Here is a 17,447-nt window from a genome sequence, read left to right as displayed (position 1 = left end):
TATGTTAGCCTCCAAGCTTTTCTATAACTAATTGTTTCATTCTCTCGATATTTGGCGTGCGTCCTGTCCACATTTCAAATGCAAGTGCTCCTTGATAAACAAACATATCAATACCATTTTGAATGATTGCACCTTGCTCTTTTGCCTCACATAAAATTTTCGTTTCAAATGGATTATAAATTATATCTGATACAATCGTTCCTTTTTTTAACGAACAAATTTGTAATGGCGTATGTTCTACGTGTGGATGCATACCTATCGTTGTCGTCTGAATGATAATATCATAATTTCCTTGTTCTTCTGTCGCTTTTTCTAACGACAAAGCAACAGAATTAACATCGGCCGTACGTGCAGCAATAAGTTCCTTTGCCTTATCTACTGTACGATTGGCTACATCAATCTCTTTTACACCTACATCAGCAAGAGAAAAATAAATAGCTCGGCTAGCACCACCTGAACCAAGTAACAAAATACGTTTCCCTTGAAGTGGTTCATTACTAATTGACTGCAACGCTCGAACAAAACCAATCCCGTCTGTATTATAGCCAATTAATCTTCCATCCTTATGAACCACTGTATTTACTGCACCGATTTTCCTTGCCAATGGGTCAATCTCATCCAAATACTCCATAATAGCAACCTTGTGCGGAGTTGTTACATTAAATCCTGAAATACCTAATGCTTTTAAACCTCTTACTGCTTCCCCTAGCAATTCCTCTTCAACAAGGAACGCATGATAATGGGCATCCATATTCAAGTGTTCAAATGCATCGTTATGCATAACGGGTGATAATGAATGTCCAATTGGATTTCCGATTACACCATATAATTGTTTCATAAATCCCTCTCCATATTAAATTAAAGATTTACGTAGTGAAACACTTACTCCTTTTGGTACGTGTGCAACAATTTTTGCTCCTGGTTCGTTCACAGTAACCCATCCTAATCCAGAGAATACAACATCCGTTTTAGGTTCACGAATATTAAATTCGTATTTCACTAGCTCAGGCATATTTGCTAATTCTTCTGGCGTTGGTGGGCTTAGTAAATCCCCGGCATGATTTTTATATAATTCATCTGCTTTCTCAAGCTTTGTACGATGGATTGTTAAGCGATTCGAGAAGTGACAAGTAAATGCACGACGACCACCACTTACATAATCAAAACGTGCCAATCCACTAAAGAATAACGTTTGTTCTTCATTTAATTGGAATACCATCGGCTTAATTTCTTTTGTTGGTGTAATAAGCTTTAAGCTTTGCTTTCCAACATAATGAGCCATTTGGTGGTGGTTAATAATACCTGGCGTATCATATAAAGAAGACTCTTCGTCCAATGGAATATCAATTAAATCAAGTGTTGTTCCTGGGAAATGAGATGTTGTAATTACATTTTCAGTCTCATCACTAAATTCTTTAATCATACGATTAATAAATGTCGATTTCCCTACATTCGTACATCCAACAACATAAACATCTTTGCCGCCGCGATAATACTCAATAGCATCTGCTAATTCAGCGATTCCTTGTCCCTTCGCTGCACTAATTAAAAAGACATCTTCTGGTTTTAATCCTAGCTGCTTTGCACTATAGCGCATCCAATGTTTTACTTTATCATGTTTTACTGACTTTGGAATTAAATCAGCTTTATTTCCAACAAGTAATACTTTATTATTCCCTACGAAACGATGTAAGCCAGGTAACCAGCTACCATTAAAATCAAAAATATCTACAATTTTGACTACTAATGCATCTGATTTTCCAATTCCATTTAAAATGCGTAGGAAGTCATCATCTGTTAACGATACATCTTGAATTTCATTGTAATGCTTCAAGCGAAAACAACGTTGACAAATAACTTGTTCTTTCTCTAAAGATGAGGCAGGAGCATACCCCACTTCGTTTTTATTTTCTGTTTGAATTTCTACACCGCAACCAATACATTTAATTGTTTCAGTCAAACTTTATTCCTCCCAGTTAATTAAACCTTTTTTCTTCATATTTTTCATAATTCTTCGTTCAATTTTTCGATTAAAGCGCGTTACTAATCCGTCCGTTTGTGCTACCGGTACAACTAAAATTGTATGAAGGCCTACTCGGTTTCCACCAAGCACGTCAGTCAGTAACTGATCTCCAATTACTACAACTTCATCTGGCTGCAAACGCATCTCTTGTATCGCACGCTTAAATGCGCGAACAAATGGTTTACGTGCACTATGAATAAATGGAATACCTAATGGATCAGCAAAATCTTTTACACGTTGCTCATTATTATTTGAAACGACCGTTACTTGAATGCCTTGCTCTTTCATTTCCAAAAACCATTTTTCAAGTTGCGGTGTTGCATTGGGACGATCCCATTCAATTAAAGTGTTATCTAAGTCAGTAATAACACCTTTAATCCCACGTTTTTTTAAATCTTCTGGTTGAACATGATATACATTTTTCACATATTCATTTGGTAAAAATAGTTTCAATTTCTTTCACCTCTTTGAGGATTTTTCATAAAATTTTTCGACAACATTTTTCGATATATAACCTGTGGATAAAATTGTACACATTTTCCACATTAATTTTTCAGTTAATTTGGAATTTACTAACAAACTATACACACTTTATCCACCTAGGTATGTGGATAACCACTCGTTTGTGACTGTCATATTTTTTTGGTACATTAAATGCATCAACGAATCAATCCTTATATTATTAGGAGGTGACTCACCTTGAAAACAAAACATATGGAACAGTTATCCACTGAGTTACTCACTGAGTCTTATTATAAAGCAAAAGAACTAAAATTAAATCCCGACTTCATTTTACTTATAAAACAAGAAATCATTAGACGCTCATTAGAGGACAAGCTTGTCAAATCATCTTGATTACATATAAAGTGAAAGTTTAATCAGCCCTTACCAATTAAACAGTTAAAGGATAATTTATTGGATGCCCTGTAAAAAGAGCCATCCTACGATGGCTCTCGAATAAACAAGTACTCCCATCTAGGGGATTTCATCATTAAGTATCTTTGCCCATAACTCTTACTTACGGTTATAAAAGCTTTTCTTTATTTATGAGCTAAGCGAGTAGCTATTTTTTCACCAAGACGAAGCTCTTGTCCACTCTTTAATTCCTGCACTACTTCTATCATATCTTTTTCAAACAATAACACAACTGTTGAACCAAATGTAAAGTATGCCATTTCTTCACCTTTTTGAACAGTGTCTCTCTCATGCAAAAGCTCAATACTATTAACAAACATGGCCCCTACTTTTACAAGAGCCATATGCTCGCCATCACTGCTTACTTCTGTAACAGAACGATAATTTTTTGACAGTGGTTCTTTCCCGTATTCCATACCAGCTGCATTTACCGGATATGATTTTCTACCGAATACAAATCTTTCAGTCACAGAACCAGAAAGCGGACTATGAATGCGATGATAATGACTTGGACTCAAATAAATTACCATATATGTACCGCCTGCATATCGCGTTGCACGTTCTTCATTACCTAGCATATCCACAATTGAATAGCGCTTTCCTTTAATATCAAATGTTTTTGTATCCTCAATAGGACCATGATCTGCAAAAACACCATCAACAGGACTAACGATACTCGATGCATCTGTATCAATACTACGCTTTCCTTCTTTTAGCTTACGCGTAAATAATTCATGCAATGTTCTATATTCCTTCAAACCCTTTTCCATCTCATCTTGATTAATTTGAAAAACTTTCGCATACGATGGAATAATGATAGAGCTCAAACGAGATTGTGCAAATTTACGTAATATATAAGAAGTAAAGCGACCATTTGTAAGTTCTATCATAAGTCGATATAATGTACGTCGCAAATTGCGAAACCCCCTAATCAGTCTATAACTTTAGTTTTCCCTTCTTTTCTTTCTATATCATATGTAAAATTGGTTCTTATTCCCACATATCATATAAAGCAGCCTTATTATATATACAGAAAACTAAGTATGGTATTATTCTTAAATTATTTAGCACCTTCTAATATTACAGATAGAATCCGTCATTTTCAACAGTGAACATGTATTTCTTCTTAGCATAACGCGTTTTCTTTTCTTATTTACAATAAGAAAAGCAGCCCATTTTAAATATGGCTGCTTCTAATACACTTTACTCTTTCGCTTTTTTCTCTTTCTCTGCCCTGACAAACTCGTGGAACATTTTCATTAAAGCACGCTTTTCAATCCGTGATACGTAGCTTCTAGAAATACCAAGCGCCTTAGCGATTTCCCGCTGTGTTTTCTCCTTATCTAGCCCAAGTCCAAAACGTTTCACAATCACTTCTTTTTCTCTTTCGTCTAAAATATCGATATACTCTTTAATTTTTTCTAACTCCATACTAAGCTGAATCATATCAATTACATCTTCAGACTCTGATTTTAATATATCAATAAGCGATATTTCATTGCCCTCTTTATCTTGCCCGATCGGATCATGAAGTGAAACATCTTTTTTCGTTTTCTTTAGTACACGTAAATGCATCAAAATTTCATTTTCAATACAGCGTGCTGCATACGTCGCAAGCTTCGTTCCCTTTCCTGCAGAATAGCTCTCGATCGCTTTAATGAGCCCAATCGTACCAATTGAAATTAAATCTTCTGCATCTTCTCCTGTGTTCTCAAATTTTTTAACGATATGAGCTACAAGCCGTAAATTATGTTCAATTAAAAGATTTCTCGCTTGAGCATCACCTTGCTCCATTAACTCTAAGTACTTTCTCTCATCATCTGATGATAACGGCTGCGGGAACGCATTATTCTTCACATAAGAAACAAAGACAAACACTTCTCGAACCATATATCCAATTGCGGCGAATAGACTCAAACCTTTCACCTCCGCCAAAATAGTGGTCTTTATTATGTGTATGTGGGCGTGAGGTTGTTTGTGTCTGTACAGTTTATTTATAAAACTCAACACTTCCAACATTTAAAATATTTTATTGTTATATTATAATTATATAAAATTGTTATTTATATATGAATATGCTATTAAAGGGGACATTATTCATGATTACATTAGAACGATTATTAAATGTAACAATTTATTTAGGGGTATTTTTACTTTTCATTTCGTTCATTACTTTTGTTATTAAAAGAGGGCCTGATTTATTATTTTTTCAATTTGGAATTTCTTTATTTTTTGGAGCTCAAATTATAACTGGAATAAAATTTTTTCATAACTATGGTTTCTCGTTTCACTCAAAACTAGAACTACTTATCTTTATTTTCTATGTAATTGGAATTATTACATGTATACTATTGTTCTTTCATTTTCAAAATCTGTATCGAATTTTTTTATTAATTTGTAGTTTTTTATTTTTAACTGGATCCAATTATTACTTTAAAGAAACATTAAATTTTAGTAAAAAAATTCCAAAGCAACATAAAACTTTTTTAAGTACACAAGAAGACTCTTTTCCAAAAGAAGTCCGTAAATTTTCAGAGGATTACAATAATATAATAAGGAATGACTTTTATGAAATACCGATGATTCCTACTGAATTACAGATTACAAGCAAAAAAGATTCTTCACATAGTACATCTTTCTTAGTTGAACTTCATAATAGCGAGAATGAAATTACTGATGACTCTGTACAATTAACTCCATCAGACCGTTTTTATGTGCTGTTAAATACACAAAAAACAAAAATATCAAAAATAGTATATGAAGGGCAGAATTTTTTCACATTTACAGTCACACTAAAGGCTCTTAATTTACAGCAAGAACCAGAAATTCATAATATGTTTTTAGAAATAGATAAACGTAGAGCGATGAATCTTCTTAATTTTGAAATTAAAGCCCATACTAAAGAATGGAAAGTAATATTTAAAAGTGATAGTTCTCATTCCAATCTTCCTATCACATTTACTTTTGAAAAGCGAACAGGCAAATTATAAAAATAAAAAGAGTTATTTTCTTTGAAAAATAACTCTTTTTATTTTACTTACTCCAAATCTTTCTCCCCGCTTGGGCATCAATATAACGAATTTCCCGACTACAATCAAAAGGTTCTTTATGTTTTTCATCTGTCGTTTGTTTGTACAGTAGTTTGTATTTCGTTTCCTCTGCATCATGATCTAAAAACCATTCTAATTTAACTCGGATAGCCGCTCTGTATATTTCTAACGCTTTTTCTTTTATTAATTTTGGTGTTGTTTCATATGTAAGTAATTTTTTTATAAAGTTGCTAGACTCCCCCGAGTAGTGCATAACAGTACCATTTTCTGCATTGATGTTGATCATAAATTGGTTATACTCTGCCGGAATATCATTTATATATACAGAAAAGATAAATCTTTCAATCCCATCTTCTGCTTCTTCACGTTCCTCCCAAAGACGCAGATATTGTTTGATATCTGGAATAACTCGTTCTAAAAATTGAAGTGCTTTTTGTAAACATTCCTCTCTAGACAGTATTTGCTTTACTTCTTTATCATCTGTCAGTTTTATAAAACCAGTTAATTCATTGGTTAATTTATCAATTGTAACGCTAACTAAATTATTATATTTCAACATCGGTAAATGCTTTTTAAAGAATTCATTCATTAAATATGGATTCTTTTCTTCTTTCTGTTTTTGTAATTCCTCTTTCGGAACAAATTTCATCCTTATTTCATCATCATTTTCCGTCTCATCTACTTTTGTAAAACCTTCTTTATTCCAGTCAAATAATTCGAATATGTCACCTCGTTCGTTACCTTTTCTCGATTTTCCAACAGCTACAGCCGAAGGCAATTTATAATGATCTGGCTCATATAAATCTTTACCTGTACTTGCATCAATAAACGCATGACTAGGCTCTGGTTCATATACAAGATGGTACCCTTTTACTTCTTCCCCGCTTTCATACTCACATGAAGAGTATGTTAAATCTATAAATACAAGTCTCATATCTTGTCTAGCTTTCAAATTTTCTAAAACGATATTCTCCTCAACAATTTCACTTGGCCATAACGGTTTTTTCTCTATAGCTTTTTGTCCATTGTAATGAAATTGCACAACATTACCTGAAGGGTTCACTCGCACAACGCACCCTGTATTCGGCAATGGATAGCTATTCACTTCTTGCATATAATTTACTTCTTTCCAACCACGCCTGTCGTCCTTAACCGTTACATATGTATAGAATTCATATCCTTCTTTTGTATATTTTTTCAAGAACGCATTTGCAATCTCCCTTGCCTTCTTCTCCTCTATCGCTTCCTTACCACTTGAAAAAGAATTTTCATCATCTATCCTAAACTCAATTAAATTACCAGTATGTCTATTCAATGTAATTTGTATCGTTCTCTCCTGATCCTCTTTATGCTCCCACCATAATAGATGATACGGGTCATCAACCCCTTCTTGATCATCTACAACAAGACTATATTCATCTGGAATGTTAATAATATGAGCCACTCGCTCTTTTCTTTCTTTATCTTTTTGATTCATCATACCGCTCCCTTTATTACATTTTAAGGTAATTATAACAAACAAAACCAAAGAACTATAAAAAAAAGACTAGAGATATCTCTAGTCTTTTACTTCGTCTCACGATGTAACGTTACTCGCTTTAATCGTGGACAATATTTTTTTAGTTCGATGCGTTCTGGATTGTTTCGTTTATTTTTTTTAGAAATGTAATTACGATCGCCGCACTCCGTACAAGCTAATGTAATATTTACACGCATATTTAATTCTCCTTTCTTTCAAAGATTGCAACTAAAACGTAATGATTACGATTTATATATTATAAAACTTCATTCTATTTGTCAATTGCAAAAACAAGAAGATTCTATTTAGAATCCCCTTGTTTTTTATAGTTAAATAAATTTTGTCCCGCATTAACGGGCAGTAAGACCCCTACTGATTTAAAGTTTCACTTTATTAAAACGATTCGTATGTAACAAATTCACTAATCGGCTTTCGATATCCTCGTGGGCGAGTTTTAGTCGTATCACTTTTTCCTATCGTAATCATTAAAACAGGTACTATATGCTCTGGCATATTTAATTCACTTTGTACTGCTTTTTCATCGAAACCAATCATTGGACATGTATCATAGCCATAATATTTAGCTGCGTACATAAAAGTCATCGCGCTTAACGAAGCATTTCTAATCGCTTCATCCTCCATGAAACGCTCTCCTTTTCCTTCATATAAACCTTTCGTTTGCCTAATTGTATCTTCATATTCACATTCATCAATCATTTTTAAAACTTTCATACCGAAGTAAATATTTTCAACATTTTGGTATGCTTTTTTATCACCACAAACGAGCACTACCGCTGATGCACTCGATACTTTATATTGACCGAAAGCTAATTCTTTTAATCTTTCTTTTCGCTCTTGATCACGAATTACAACATAATGTGTGTGCTGCAAATTATAGCAAGATGGAGAAAGCTTAGTTAACTCAAATATTTTTTTAAAATCCTCATTAGGGATTTCTATACCTTGTATAAATTTCATTGCAGAACGTCTAGCAATTGCTAATTCTTCAAAGTTCACCATATATCCTCCTCAATAACTATAAATTCAAATATACATTAATTTATACAAATAGATAAATCAAATAAAAACACTTTAAATCCGAATAATAATTATGATTAACAGCAAAAAAGACAAAAAGCTGAAACAATTAGTTCATACGAAATTCACACGAATCTATTACTATAGAAACTGTACATAGTGAACTTATTAACAATCACGTTTATTAATATAAAATCTTACTCGAAAGGAGTTGAAAGTATGAAAACTAAATATCGCTTTATGATCTCATCATTTGCTGCTTGCGCTTATATGATTTGGTATTTAGTATAATAACGACCTCACTTGCAAATAGGAAAAGGTGTGTATATAAATGGAATATAATCAATCAACAGTTAACTACTGGAAAGCTTTTGTATTACCATATACATTTGCTTTAGAAGAGTTAAAAACTAAATTTGAAATTATGAACCGGGAAGCTCAATTTCTAGAGGATTACAACCCGTTTGAACATATAAAAACAAGACTAAAACAACCTGAAAGTATTATTAAAAAACTAGAGCGCAAAAACTTATTACCAACAGTTGAAAATGCTCAAACACATTTACAAGATATTATTGGTATTCGTATTACATGTTGCTTCGTAGAAGATATCTATCATTTGAAAGAAGTCATTCAAAAACGCGAAGATATGGAAGTCATAGAAGTAAAAGATTATATCGCTAACCCAAAACGAAACGGATATAAAAGTTTACACATGATCATTAAATACCCTTTATCACTAAATTCTGGTACAAAAGATGTATTTGCAGAAATTCAGTTACGTACACTGGCAATGGACTTTTGGGCAAGTTTAGAACACAAACTTTATTATAAATATGAAGGGAAAATACCGGAGTATTTAAAAGATGAACTACATGATGCAGCAATGAAAGCTGAAGATCTGGATAATAAAATGGCCACAATTCGTCAAGATATTGATGATATTGAGGCATGTTCAAATCAAATTATGCTACCACTATAAAAAAAGGTTCTCACCAATGAGAACCTTTTTTCTATCATTTTTGGGAAGTACGACTCCACACTTATTAAAGTTTCACTTTATTTTTTCTCTATCGTTCGAACCTCTTCAATCTTCCATTTATCATCTTCTTTCCCAAGAGCATACTGTACTTTCTTTTGAAGAGTGATACTGTCGTCTACTTCCTTTTCTTTCGTTTCAACAATAACATACCCTACTTTACTAACTTTCATATCTATATGTTCCAATTCAATTTTCTTATTTCCCTTTTGAAATGCGGCTTCTTTTTGTGTTTTTAAGTCTTCAGCACTAGGCATCTTCTTTGAAAATAACTCCATATGTTCTGCAAGATTTTTTTCATTCGTCGTTCGCACAAATGTATGAATAACATCTTGAATAGATCTCTCTTCTTCTTTTGTTATTTGTACCTTTTCCTCAGTTTTTTTAGTAGTAGATTTTTGTTCTACGTTATTCTCTTCTTGTTGACATCCAACTAGTAGTACTACAAACACTAGAAGGAATCTTAATTTCCTAAATAACTTTTTCATATTCCCAACTCCTAAAAAGAAAAGTGAGGCATTTCGCCTCACTTTCGCTCTTAATTAGCGTCTTCCTTTATTCGGATCGCCACCGCCAACAATATCAAAGACACGTTTCGCTATATTTGTATTCTCTTGAACGCCAGAGAACAAGTATTTACCTGGACCAAATGCATATACGTTCACATCTTCCCCTGTATGTCCACCCGTTGTCCAGCCTGTAACCGAGCGCTTATTGAAAATATCTTCAATTGCATTATCAATCTTTGTTACATCTTTTGACGGAGCTATATCATTTACAGCTTGAATTTCTTCTGGAGTTAATTGTAAATCAATATACTTTTTCAATGTTTCTTCTACATTTGCACCTTTTGCAATCTCATTTGCCATAAAGTCTGGTGTGCGCTTTGCAGCTTTAATTGGTTCTACTTTAAAGTTATACTCGCCATTGGCACCTAAAGATAAGCCACCAGTAGCGTGATCTGCCGTTGCAACAACTAACGTATTTTTATCTTTTTTCGCAAACTCAATCGCTGCTTTGAAAGCTTTTTCGAAGTCTTCCATTTCACTCATTGCACCAACAATATCATTATCATGTCCAGCCCAGTCGATTTGACTTCCTTCCACCATTAAGAAGAAACCATTTTTATTTTTGTTCAAACGCTCAATTGCTGCATTAGTCATTTCTTCTAATGAAGGTGTTTTCTCATTACGGTCAATCATTTTATCTAATCCACCTGGTGCAAATAAACCAAGAATTTGGTCATTTTTATCATTTAACAATTGATCTCGATCCGTTACATAGCTATAACCAGATTTCTTAAACTCTTCTGTAAGATTACGATCTTTTCTAACAAAGTTCTTTACGCCGCCGCCAAGCATAACATCTACTTTATGCTTCCCTTTAATTTTCTCATCAAAATAATCATTTGCAATTGCGTCCATATTTTTACGGCTAATGTCATGCGCACCGAAAGCAGCTGGTGTTGCATGTGTAATTTCAGAAGTTGCAACGAGTCCCGTTGATTTCCCTTTTTCTTTCGCTTGCTCAAGAACTGTTTTCACTTCCGCTTTATCATTATCAACTGCAATTGCAGCATTATATGTTTTAATCCCTGCTGACATAGCTGTTGCTGCCGATGCAGAGTCTGTAATATTTTCATGTTCATCTTCTGGGTATGTTTTTTGTGTTCCTACAAGATGCTTATCAAATTCTGTAGATTCCATTTCAAAGGTTTTTGGATTATCTTTCATATAACGGTGAGCCGTCATATATGAAGGACCCATACCATCCCCAATTAATACGATAACATTTTTAATCTTTGCATTGCTTCCGTTCTCATCTGCATTAACCTCACTAGAACGAGTAAAATTCCATGTTGCTACCGAAGTAACTGCTAATGATGCCACAACTGCAAATGGCCATGCTTTTTTCACAAACTTTTTCACTGTCTTGTCCCCCTAATTAGGTTATTCATTTCCCACTATCAAATTTAACGGAAGACTATTAAGAGAAAATTAGCTGTATGTAAATTTTTTGTTAACTTATGTAAATATCAGTTATAATTTGTATAACTTTGTCTTTTTGTATCAATCATCCCGCCCTTTACAATTTAAATATAAACAAGTTGGATTTCATTTAACGTAAATCTCTTTTTTACATTTTGACTCTATTTTTATGAAAATAAATAGAAATGCGGTGAGCCTTTATGAAAATAGTAAAGCTAAATGAGTCTTTTATTTTTGAATTACTTAATCTTTGCAAATCTGTTGGATGGTTACACGATGAAATTTTTATGAAAAAACAATTCGAAATGTATCTTTCTATCGGCACACTTGTAGGTTACATTCATGAGAACAAACTCATTGCGACTGGAGGAGTATTTCCCTTTACAAGTAACTTCGCTTCCATTGGTATGTTAATCGTTCACCCTAATTTTCAAGGACGCGGAATAGGGCGCATGTTGCTAAATCATTGCTTGGAACAAATTCATCCAAAACAACCCATTGCACTTATTGCGACAAAAGCTGGCGAACCTCTATACACATCATGCGGATTTCAAACAGCAACAACGATTCATCGTTTTGAAAAGCAAACTATTAAGACGTACCCTTCTCACTTACAACAAGTACAAGAAGAAGACCTTATATCTCTTACTTCTCTGGATCAAATTGCAACTGGTATGAATCGTTCTCTACTTTACTCTTTGCTATTACCAAGGGCTGTACACTCTTTTAAAATTGAAAGAAATAACTGTATAGAAGCTTTTTCATTATGCATACAAAAGGGCAATATATTATGTATCAATCCACTTATCGCCAAGCAAGCAGAAGACGCTATTCAATTATTAAAAAAGATATGTGAATGTTGGAATGGTATAGTACGAATTGATGTCCCACACTCACAATTTACATTTCGTAAATTTCTTCAAACAGAAAATTTCCAAGAAACGCTCCTTTCACCTCTTATGATAAAAAATGGTAGCCGACTTCCTGGAAATCGTAATATGCTATTTGCTATGATAGATACAGCGTTATGTTAGAAAGGAGACACCTAATTGAAGCGATTTAGCTATTTTATGGTAGGTTGTCTTACTCTTACACTATTAGTAGGATGTAGTGCAGCAGAAAAGCCAGTAGAACAAGTAAAACAAGTTAAAAATACAATTACAGCGAAACTAGCTACCGAGGAAAAAATGGTAGAAATAGATGGTCAAACCATTTACTTTAAAAAGATTGGTAATGAAAAACCACCTTTACTTATGATTCATGGCTTTGGAGGGTCATCAGATGGTTTTCAAAAGATTTACTCCGATTTAGCAAAAGATCATACAATTATTTCTGTAGATGCTTTAGGATTCGGGCGCTCATCTAAGCCAATGGATTTTTATTATTCTTTTCCAACTCATGCAAATTTGTATTATAAATTAATGAAAAAACTAGGGTATGATTCATTCGCAATACTGGGGCATTCCATGGGGGGAGAAATTTCTCTAAATTTAACATATTTATATCCTGAAGCAGTTACTCACCTTATTTTAACTGATGCTACAGGTGGCCCTCATACATTCGTTACTAAACAAGGCTCACCAAAACCACAATTGTCGACTGATTTAAATGCAGTTTCTTCTATTACAGATTATGATGAAAGCAAAGTGAAATTCAAACGTAATGATGAAGAGCATTATAATAAAATGAAATTATGGCCTAGACGTCTTAAAATTAATGCAAATGAAATAAAACAGCCAACTTTAATTATATGGGGCAGAAATGATAGTAGCGTTTCCTGGAAAGAAGGAGAAACGTATCATCAATTCTTAAAAAATAGCACTTTACATATTATTGAAAAAGGTTATCATGCACCATTTCGCCAAGAACCACAAGAATTTGTCGGGTATGTAAAAGATTTCTTTAAGAACAATCCGATCAAAGTTGAAAAATAACATAAACGGGTATCTCATTTTGAGATACCCGTTTTCATATATTAAGCAGCTTGCTTTTGGCGTTTTTGAGTTTTTGATCCTAATACTTTCGGGATAACAAAGCCATCCATTCCAAATTTCCCAGCGTTCATACCGGAAACAAGAACAAACATAGATAAGATAACCATCTCAGGGTTCACACCAATTGACCCACTAAACATATAGGAAAAGTTCATTACAAGACCAAAAAAGACCGCTGTTTTTGTTAAACAGCCTACAATTAAACCAATTCCGACTAAAATTTCCCCCCATGTTACAAGTGTATTAAACAAATCTACATTTGGAATTGCAAATTCTTGTAAGAATGATGCCCACCAAGATTGAACAGCCGGTTGTGCACCTTTAGATTTTTCAATTGCACCTTGCAAATAACCTGTTGCATCGAATCCTTTTCCTTGTAGTTTACCGATTCCAGCCATTAACCATGTGTAACCAAGATATACTCGAATTACTGCTAATACAAAAGAAACTGCTTTGTTTTCTCTTAAAAATTGAATAACCATATCTTCCTCCTAAAGTTGTAATTAAGTTAGTTACAGATAATATAATAACATTAGTTACTTATTTTTAAAACGTTAATTATGAATAATTCGTGACATGCGTATGAAACATTCAAAACTAACGTTTATATAGTAACTTCTATTACCTGTAAAAACTTGAACATATCATACCACAGGTGATAATCATTTTCATTAAAAAAAATGTAAAAAAATTGTGAGTTAAATGTGAAACACGTTTATTCGAATATAGAATAAACGTGTTTCACACTAATTATAGAATCGAAATGTATGTGTCTCCTCATCAATTAAACTCGCTTCTTGAAACGCTTCTTCTAACGTTTTCCCATGGTTAATAACCCCATAAAATAAGCGTATAGTAAACATAAGTGCTGCATTTCCATCTACATAATCAATCGATCCAATATATGATTTCGCACCACTATGTAAAAAAGATTTTGCTAGATTTTGCTCCCCTAACGTGCACCCGCTATTTACAATATGTGTATTATGCAATTTTGCATATTCATAAATTTCTTCTGCACCAAAATACCCTCTCGGTTCATCTTGTTCATATACTTCTTCGCCTAACTCTTCCATGACAAACTTCCCTTCTTCACCATGAAAGCAAAAAATAATATAATTAACATCGTTAAATAAGTTCTTTCCAGAAAGAACTCCCACAAAATCTTTCGGTCTACCAATCCAATATGTCACAACCCTTGCACCAAAATATTCAAGAGATGCTCGGATTGATTGCGCCTCTAAATCCGAATTAAAACCAACTACTAATGCAATATTCAACATACAATCCCCATCCTATAATCAGCCCTTGTCAATCAGAATTTTCTGGGATAAATCCATTTCATATATACCCGTTTCTTTCAAAAAATCTGATCTAGTTAAAACGACTTTCTGTAAATATTGCCTATATGCTGTAATTGTTCCATCGTGGGATACAATGCAAATTCTTTCAACACTCAGTTCATAACACCAAAGAAGAAATTCATCTACTATTTGCTGAAAACTATTCTCTGAAATAGTGTTTATACCTTCCTTCCATAACTGATTATTTGAGCTTTTCTCTATCGAAAAATGCGGAAATAACTTTGTTATCATTCCCTGATCTACTATATAATCGCACGGTAATGTTCTCGCTTCTTCTCGATAAGGAAAAATACGCGGAGATACATATGGATGAACGATTTTTTGACAAGCAACTTTCGCACTCCATATTGTCGCCGTTTGCAAAGTTCTAAGTGTAGGACTAGCAATTAATATATCCGTCTCTTGTAATGGCACATTGCATTGAAGTAATTTAGCCTGATTCCTTCCTTCATCCGTCAATGGCGGATGAAGCACTTTTAAACTTGATGGCAAATCCCTTGTATGTTCTCCTTCCCCGTGCCGAACAAAGACGATTTTCATCCCCTTCCTCCTCTCATTATGAAATCCTCTTACATATTTCTTCCCTATCTCATACTTTATTCCTGCTATATGAAAACCAATATGTAAAAAACTTTTTACACAGAAAGGAGAATTACATATATGAAATGGATAATTGTCTTTATTGGAATGATTGTATGGGGATATATAAACGGCTTCTTTAGTAGTGATAAAACTGCTAATCCTTGGATTACAGATGATGAACGTGAAACAAAAATTAAGCAAAAAGCAATTACGGCAAGCTGGTCCGGTGTTTTTATGTTTTGTACCATTAGCCTCTTAAATAAATGGTTAGGTTTAAGCACAAACGATAAATCACCGTACTTACCAGACACTATCGCAGCTATTTTAAAAGAAAATGTAGAGTTACAAGTTTTACTCATGCTATTTGTTATGTATGGAATATTTTACTTACATTATCGAAGAAAATTAAGTGCTAACTTCTAACTCATGATTATCCTCCTAAATGGTTATAGTAATCATGACAAAATGAAAGGAGAGATATAAACATGAGTAACTCGAATGAATTTTTAGATACACTACATGAAAAACAAGCAAAAGATGAACAAAATAGAAAGCGCCAAGGGAACGGAAACCCAGCGAAAAAAAAGCCAAATAAAACACATAAATAACAATTAAAACTGCCTAAAATGATCTTTTAGGCAGTTTTTTTATTCTTCTTTCACCGAGATAACATTTCCCCAATTCCATTTCTCATAATACCACGCTGGTACATCTATATTTTCAATCCACTTCTTTTCCTGCTTCCGATCTTTATGAGCAAGCCATACATCCGCTTTCTTACGGTCTGAACGTATCCAAATTAATTGATTACTCTTCTTCATGAAGATCGGGTGGTAATCCCCTTGCTTGTTCGTTTTCTTTGTGATTTGATGCTGTGCATTACTTGTACTATCGACCTCATATAAAGATGGTAGTGGCCTTTTTTCTGGTGGAGTTTCTATCCCTGCCTCTTTTGCTCGTGAAACGATAATTACTCTATCGTTCTTCCATACAAAATCCCAATCAACATATCCTTTCGGCGTAAATATGTTCTGCTGAAGTGCTGGCAATTCCTTTACTTTTAAATGTTTATTTTCTAATGCAACTCTTCCGCTCCCTTCAATATAAGCTAATATATTTTTTGATGGTGCCCATTGAAACCATTGTGCGTTTAATAACATTTGATCTACTTTTTCAAACCGACTGCCGTCTGCACGAACTAAGCAAAGCGTATTACTATCAGCTGACCATGAAGCTGTCGGTACTGCTAAAAATGAAATCCACTTTTGATCTGGTGACCACTTAAAGCCACTTGCTACTAGCGCTAGGAAATCATCGTGTTCATTTGGCAATGCATACAAATGCTTCATTTTGTGAGGATTCATATGTGCATCTTTTTGCACTTCATATAGCTGAGCCCCTGTCCATCCTGTTGGAAGTAAGTGCGCTTCAGAGGATACAAGAAAGTTCTTTCCATCGGGGTACCATGCATAATCCCCTACACCAGCCGATACATTTTCAAAATCTGCATTCTTTTTTTCTACATCAAATGTATTTAATGTACCTGTAAATATAAATGCAATTATATTTTCTGTTGGTGACCATTGATAATTCGATGCTTCTGAGTGAAACGGCGTAACTTTCTTTCCATCTTTCAGCCGATATAACTCAAGAATACTTTGTTTCTTCCCTTTTACATACGCTAGCCATTCCCCATCATATGACCACTTCGGCCCTGTTATGTACTCTCCTTTTGTAATCTGTATTTCTTTCCCATCAACTTTAATCCAAAGATTATGATGACGAATAAAAGCAACTTTCACACTATTATTTTCTGCACTAGTAATAGTGATAGAACATAAAAACATAAACAACACTACACTACTACTTACTATTAGCCTTTTCATACCATCACTCCATTTCCCTCATAGCATTCCTCACTTTATCCCTACAATA

Annotated in this window: 21 protein-coding genes; 7 read left to right on the top strand and 14 right to left on the bottom strand. The window is 33.7% G+C overall.

Annotation, left to right across the window (positions count from 1 at the left end):
* Positions 1 to 4: 4 nt before the first annotated feature.
* Genes aroE through DN404_RS12735 form a run of 3 tightly spaced genes read right to left on the bottom strand, consistent with a single transcriptional unit; the run spans position 5 to position 2,476 of the window.
* The gene (aroE, locus tag DN404_RS12745) at positions 5 to 838 is read right to left on the bottom strand and encodes a shikimate dehydrogenase (protein WP_000812076.1); all 834 of its coding nucleotides are present in this window, start codon (positions 836 to 838) and stop codon (positions 5 to 7) included.
* Positions 839 to 853: 15 nt separating this feature from the next.
* Positions 854 to 1,960 carry a ribosome biogenesis GTPase YqeH gene (gene yqeH / locus DN404_RS12740; RefSeq protein ID WP_000140799.1) on the bottom strand — a complete coding sequence of 369 codons (1,107 nt, stop codon included), beginning with the start codon at positions 1,958 to 1,960 and terminating at the stop codon, positions 854 to 856.
* Between the two features lie 3 nt (positions 1,961 to 1,963).
* Entirely contained in the window at positions 1,964 to 2,476 is a 513-nt protein-coding gene (locus DN404_RS12735; protein ID WP_000765314.1) for a YqeG family HAD IIIA-type phosphatase, read from the bottom strand.
* 246 nt (positions 2,477 to 2,722) lie between these two features.
* Here DN404_RS12735 and sda point away from each other — a divergent pair, with 246 nt between their 5' ends.
* Positions 2,723 to 2,878, top strand: coding sequence for a sporulation histidine kinase inhibitor Sda (gene sda / locus DN404_RS12730; RefSeq protein ID WP_000850094.1), 156 nt, complete (start codon positions 2,723 to 2,725; stop codon positions 2,876 to 2,878).
* 185 nt (positions 2,879 to 3,063) lie between these two features.
* Here sda and DN404_RS12725 read toward each other — a convergent pair whose 3' ends face one another.
* Both DN404_RS12725 and sigK read right to left on the bottom strand, forming a co-directional pair.
* A complete protein-coding gene (locus DN404_RS12725) occupies positions 3,064 to 3,852 on the bottom strand; it encodes a phosphatidylserine decarboxylase (protein ID WP_149215114.1) in 789 nt (262 codons plus the stop codon).
* 289 nt (positions 3,853 to 4,141) lie between these two features.
* Positions 4,142 to 4,855: an RNA polymerase sporulation sigma factor SigK gene (gene sigK / locus DN404_RS12720; RefSeq protein WP_000051382.1), complete on the bottom strand. Its 714-nt coding sequence runs from the start codon at positions 4,853 to 4,855 to the stop codon at positions 4,142 to 4,144.
* A 152-nt stretch (positions 4,856 to 5,007) separates the two neighbouring features.
* On the opposite strand from sigK, the gene DN404_RS12715 reads away from it, so the two are divergent.
* Entirely contained in the window at positions 5,008 to 5,928 is a 921-nt protein-coding gene (locus DN404_RS12715) for a hypothetical protein (protein WP_002024823.1), read from the top strand.
* Between the two features lie 43 nt (positions 5,929 to 5,971).
* Here the strand turns inward: DN404_RS12715 and DN404_RS12710 are convergent, their stop codons facing one another.
* From DN404_RS12710 to DN404_RS12700, 3 genes are all read right to left on the bottom strand, one after another.
* Positions 5,972 to 7,465 carry a YcdB/YcdC domain-containing protein gene (locus DN404_RS12710; RefSeq protein WP_070179503.1) on the bottom strand — a complete coding sequence of 498 codons (1,494 nt, stop codon included), beginning with the start codon at positions 7,463 to 7,465 and terminating at the stop codon, positions 5,972 to 5,974.
* 89 nt (positions 7,466 to 7,554) lie between these two features.
* On the bottom strand, positions 7,555 to 7,704 hold the full coding sequence (gene rpmG, locus DN404_RS12705) for a 50S ribosomal protein L33 (RefSeq protein WP_001265617.1): 150 nt from the start codon (positions 7,702 to 7,704) through the stop codon (positions 7,555 to 7,557).
* A gap of 196 nt (positions 7,705 to 7,900) precedes the next feature.
* Entirely contained in the window at positions 7,901 to 8,527 is a 627-nt protein-coding gene (locus tag DN404_RS12700; protein WP_044306410.1) for a nitroreductase family protein, read from the bottom strand.
* A 349-nt stretch (positions 8,528 to 8,876) separates the two neighbouring features.
* Between DN404_RS12700 and DN404_RS12695 the strand changes: the two genes are divergently transcribed.
* Complete coding sequence (locus tag DN404_RS12695; protein ID WP_000456219.1) at positions 8,877 to 9,527, top strand: GTP pyrophosphokinase; 651 nt, start codon at positions 8,877 to 8,879, stop codon at positions 9,525 to 9,527.
* A gap of 77 nt (positions 9,528 to 9,604) precedes the next feature.
* Here DN404_RS12695 and DN404_RS12690 read toward each other — a convergent pair whose 3' ends face one another.
* Both DN404_RS12690 and DN404_RS12685 read right to left on the bottom strand, forming a co-directional pair.
* Complete coding sequence (locus DN404_RS12690) at positions 9,605 to 10,072, bottom strand: hypothetical protein (RefSeq protein WP_000732795.1); 468 nt, start codon at positions 10,070 to 10,072, stop codon at positions 9,605 to 9,607.
* Positions 10,073 to 10,126: 54 nt separating this feature from the next.
* The gene (locus DN404_RS12685) at positions 10,127 to 11,512 is read right to left on the bottom strand and encodes an alkaline phosphatase (RefSeq protein WP_000714913.1); all 1,386 of its coding nucleotides are present in this window, start codon (positions 11,510 to 11,512) and stop codon (positions 10,127 to 10,129) included.
* Between the two features lie 260 nt (positions 11,513 to 11,772).
* On the opposite strand from DN404_RS12685, the gene DN404_RS12680 reads away from it, so the two are divergent.
* Both DN404_RS12680 and DN404_RS12675 read left to right on the top strand, forming a co-directional pair.
* A complete protein-coding gene (locus tag DN404_RS12680) occupies positions 11,773 to 12,606 on the top strand; it encodes a GNAT family N-acetyltransferase (RefSeq protein WP_000706693.1) in 834 nt (277 codons plus the stop codon).
* Positions 12,607 to 12,621: 15 nt separating this feature from the next.
* On the top strand, positions 12,622 to 13,506 hold the full coding sequence (locus DN404_RS12675) for an alpha/beta fold hydrolase (protein ID WP_000819814.1): 885 nt from the start codon (positions 12,622 to 12,624) through the stop codon (positions 13,504 to 13,506).
* A gap of 41 nt (positions 13,507 to 13,547) precedes the next feature.
* Here DN404_RS12675 and DN404_RS12670 read toward each other — a convergent pair whose 3' ends face one another.
* The 3 genes from DN404_RS12670 to DN404_RS12660 all read right to left on the bottom strand — a co-directional run bounded on the left by DN404_RS12670 (position 13,548) and on the right by DN404_RS12660 (position 15,470).
* A complete protein-coding gene (locus tag DN404_RS12670; RefSeq protein ID WP_000236612.1) occupies positions 13,548 to 14,048 on the bottom strand; it encodes a DoxX family protein in 501 nt (166 codons plus the stop codon).
* Between the two features lie 264 nt (positions 14,049 to 14,312).
* The gene (locus DN404_RS12665) at positions 14,313 to 14,849 is read right to left on the bottom strand and encodes a hypothetical protein (RefSeq protein WP_000931932.1); all 537 of its coding nucleotides are present in this window, start codon (positions 14,847 to 14,849) and stop codon (positions 14,313 to 14,315) included.
* An 18-nt stretch (positions 14,850 to 14,867) separates the two neighbouring features.
* Positions 14,868 to 15,470, bottom strand: coding sequence for a histidine phosphatase family protein (locus DN404_RS12660; protein WP_000706239.1), 603 nt, complete (start codon positions 15,468 to 15,470; stop codon positions 14,868 to 14,870).
* A 120-nt stretch (positions 15,471 to 15,590) separates the two neighbouring features.
* Between DN404_RS12660 and DN404_RS12655 the strand changes: the two genes are divergently transcribed.
* Together DN404_RS12655 and DN404_RS12650 are read left to right on the top strand one after the other, a co-directional pair.
* Positions 15,591 to 15,935: a phosphoglycerate mutase gene (locus DN404_RS12655; protein ID WP_149215113.1), complete on the top strand. Its 345-nt coding sequence runs from the start codon at positions 15,591 to 15,593 to the stop codon at positions 15,933 to 15,935.
* 62 nt (positions 15,936 to 15,997) lie between these two features.
* Positions 15,998 to 16,120 (top strand): DUF4023 domain-containing protein, encoded by a 123-nt coding sequence (locus DN404_RS12650; protein ID WP_000071866.1) that lies wholly within the window; start codon positions 15,998 to 16,000, stop codon positions 16,118 to 16,120.
* A 39-nt stretch (positions 16,121 to 16,159) separates the two neighbouring features.
* On the opposite strand, the gene DN404_RS12645 is transcribed toward DN404_RS12650, so the two are convergent.
* Positions 16,160 to 17,398 (bottom strand): TolB family protein, encoded by a 1,239-nt coding sequence (locus DN404_RS12645; protein WP_000825732.1) that lies wholly within the window; start codon positions 17,396 to 17,398, stop codon positions 16,160 to 16,162.
* Between the last annotated feature and the right edge of the window lie 49 nt (positions 17,399 to 17,447).

It is taken from the genome of Bacillus sp. TE8-1 (assembly GCF_008368855.1).
Classification (GTDB): Bacteria; Bacillota; Bacilli; order Bacillales; family Bacillaceae_G; genus Bacillus_A; species Bacillus_A cereus.
Note: the sequence above shows the minus strand (reverse complement) of the source record. Positions and strands in the feature narration are given on the sequence as shown.

Excerpts from the sequence above, each read along its gene's own strand:
- aroE (WP_000812076.1), bottom strand. The coding sequence starts at position 838 with ATGAAACAATTATATGGTGTAATCGGAAATCCAATTGGACATTCATTA.
- DN404_RS12715 (WP_002024823.1), top strand. The coding sequence starts at position 5,008 with ATGAATATGCTATTAAAGGGGACATTATTCATGATTACATTAGAACGA.
- DN404_RS12710 (WP_070179503.1), bottom strand. The coding sequence starts at position 7,465 with ATGAATCAAAAAGATAAAGAAAGAAAAGAGCGAGTGGCTCATATTATT.
- rpmG (WP_001265617.1), bottom strand. The coding sequence starts at position 7,704 with ATGCGTGTAAATATTACATTAGCTTGTACGGAGTGCGGCGATCGTAAT.
- DN404_RS12700 (WP_044306410.1), bottom strand. The coding sequence starts at position 8,527 with ATGGTGAACTTTGAAGAATTAGCAATTGCTAGACGTTCTGCAATGAAA.
- DN404_RS12695 (WP_000456219.1), top strand. The coding sequence starts at position 8,877 with ATGGAATATAATCAATCAACAGTTAACTACTGGAAAGCTTTTGTATTA.
- DN404_RS12690 (WP_000732795.1), bottom strand. The coding sequence starts at position 10,072 with ATGAAAAAGTTATTTAGGAAATTAAGATTCCTTCTAGTGTTTGTAGTA.
- DN404_RS12680 (WP_000706693.1), top strand. The coding sequence starts at position 11,773 with ATGAAAATAGTAAAGCTAAATGAGTCTTTTATTTTTGAATTACTTAAT.
- DN404_RS12670 (WP_000236612.1), bottom strand. The coding sequence starts at position 14,048 with ATGGTTATTCAATTTTTAAGAGAAAACAAAGCAGTTTCTTTTGTATTA.
- DN404_RS12665 (WP_000931932.1), bottom strand. The coding sequence starts at position 14,849 with ATGTTGAATATTGCATTAGTAGTTGGTTTTAATTCGGATTTAGAGGCG.
- DN404_RS12660 (WP_000706239.1), bottom strand. The coding sequence starts at position 15,470 with ATGAAAATCGTCTTTGTTCGGCACGGGGAAGGAGAACATACAAGGGAT.
- DN404_RS12655 (WP_149215113.1), top strand. The coding sequence starts at position 15,591 with ATGAAATGGATAATTGTCTTTATTGGAATGATTGTATGGGGATATATA.
- DN404_RS12650 (WP_000071866.1), top strand. The coding sequence starts at position 15,998 with ATGAGTAACTCGAATGAATTTTTAGATACACTACATGAAAAACAAGCA.
- DN404_RS12645 (WP_000825732.1), bottom strand. The coding sequence starts at position 17,398 with ATGAAAAGGCTAATAGTAAGTAGTAGTGTAGTGTTGTTTATGTTTTTA.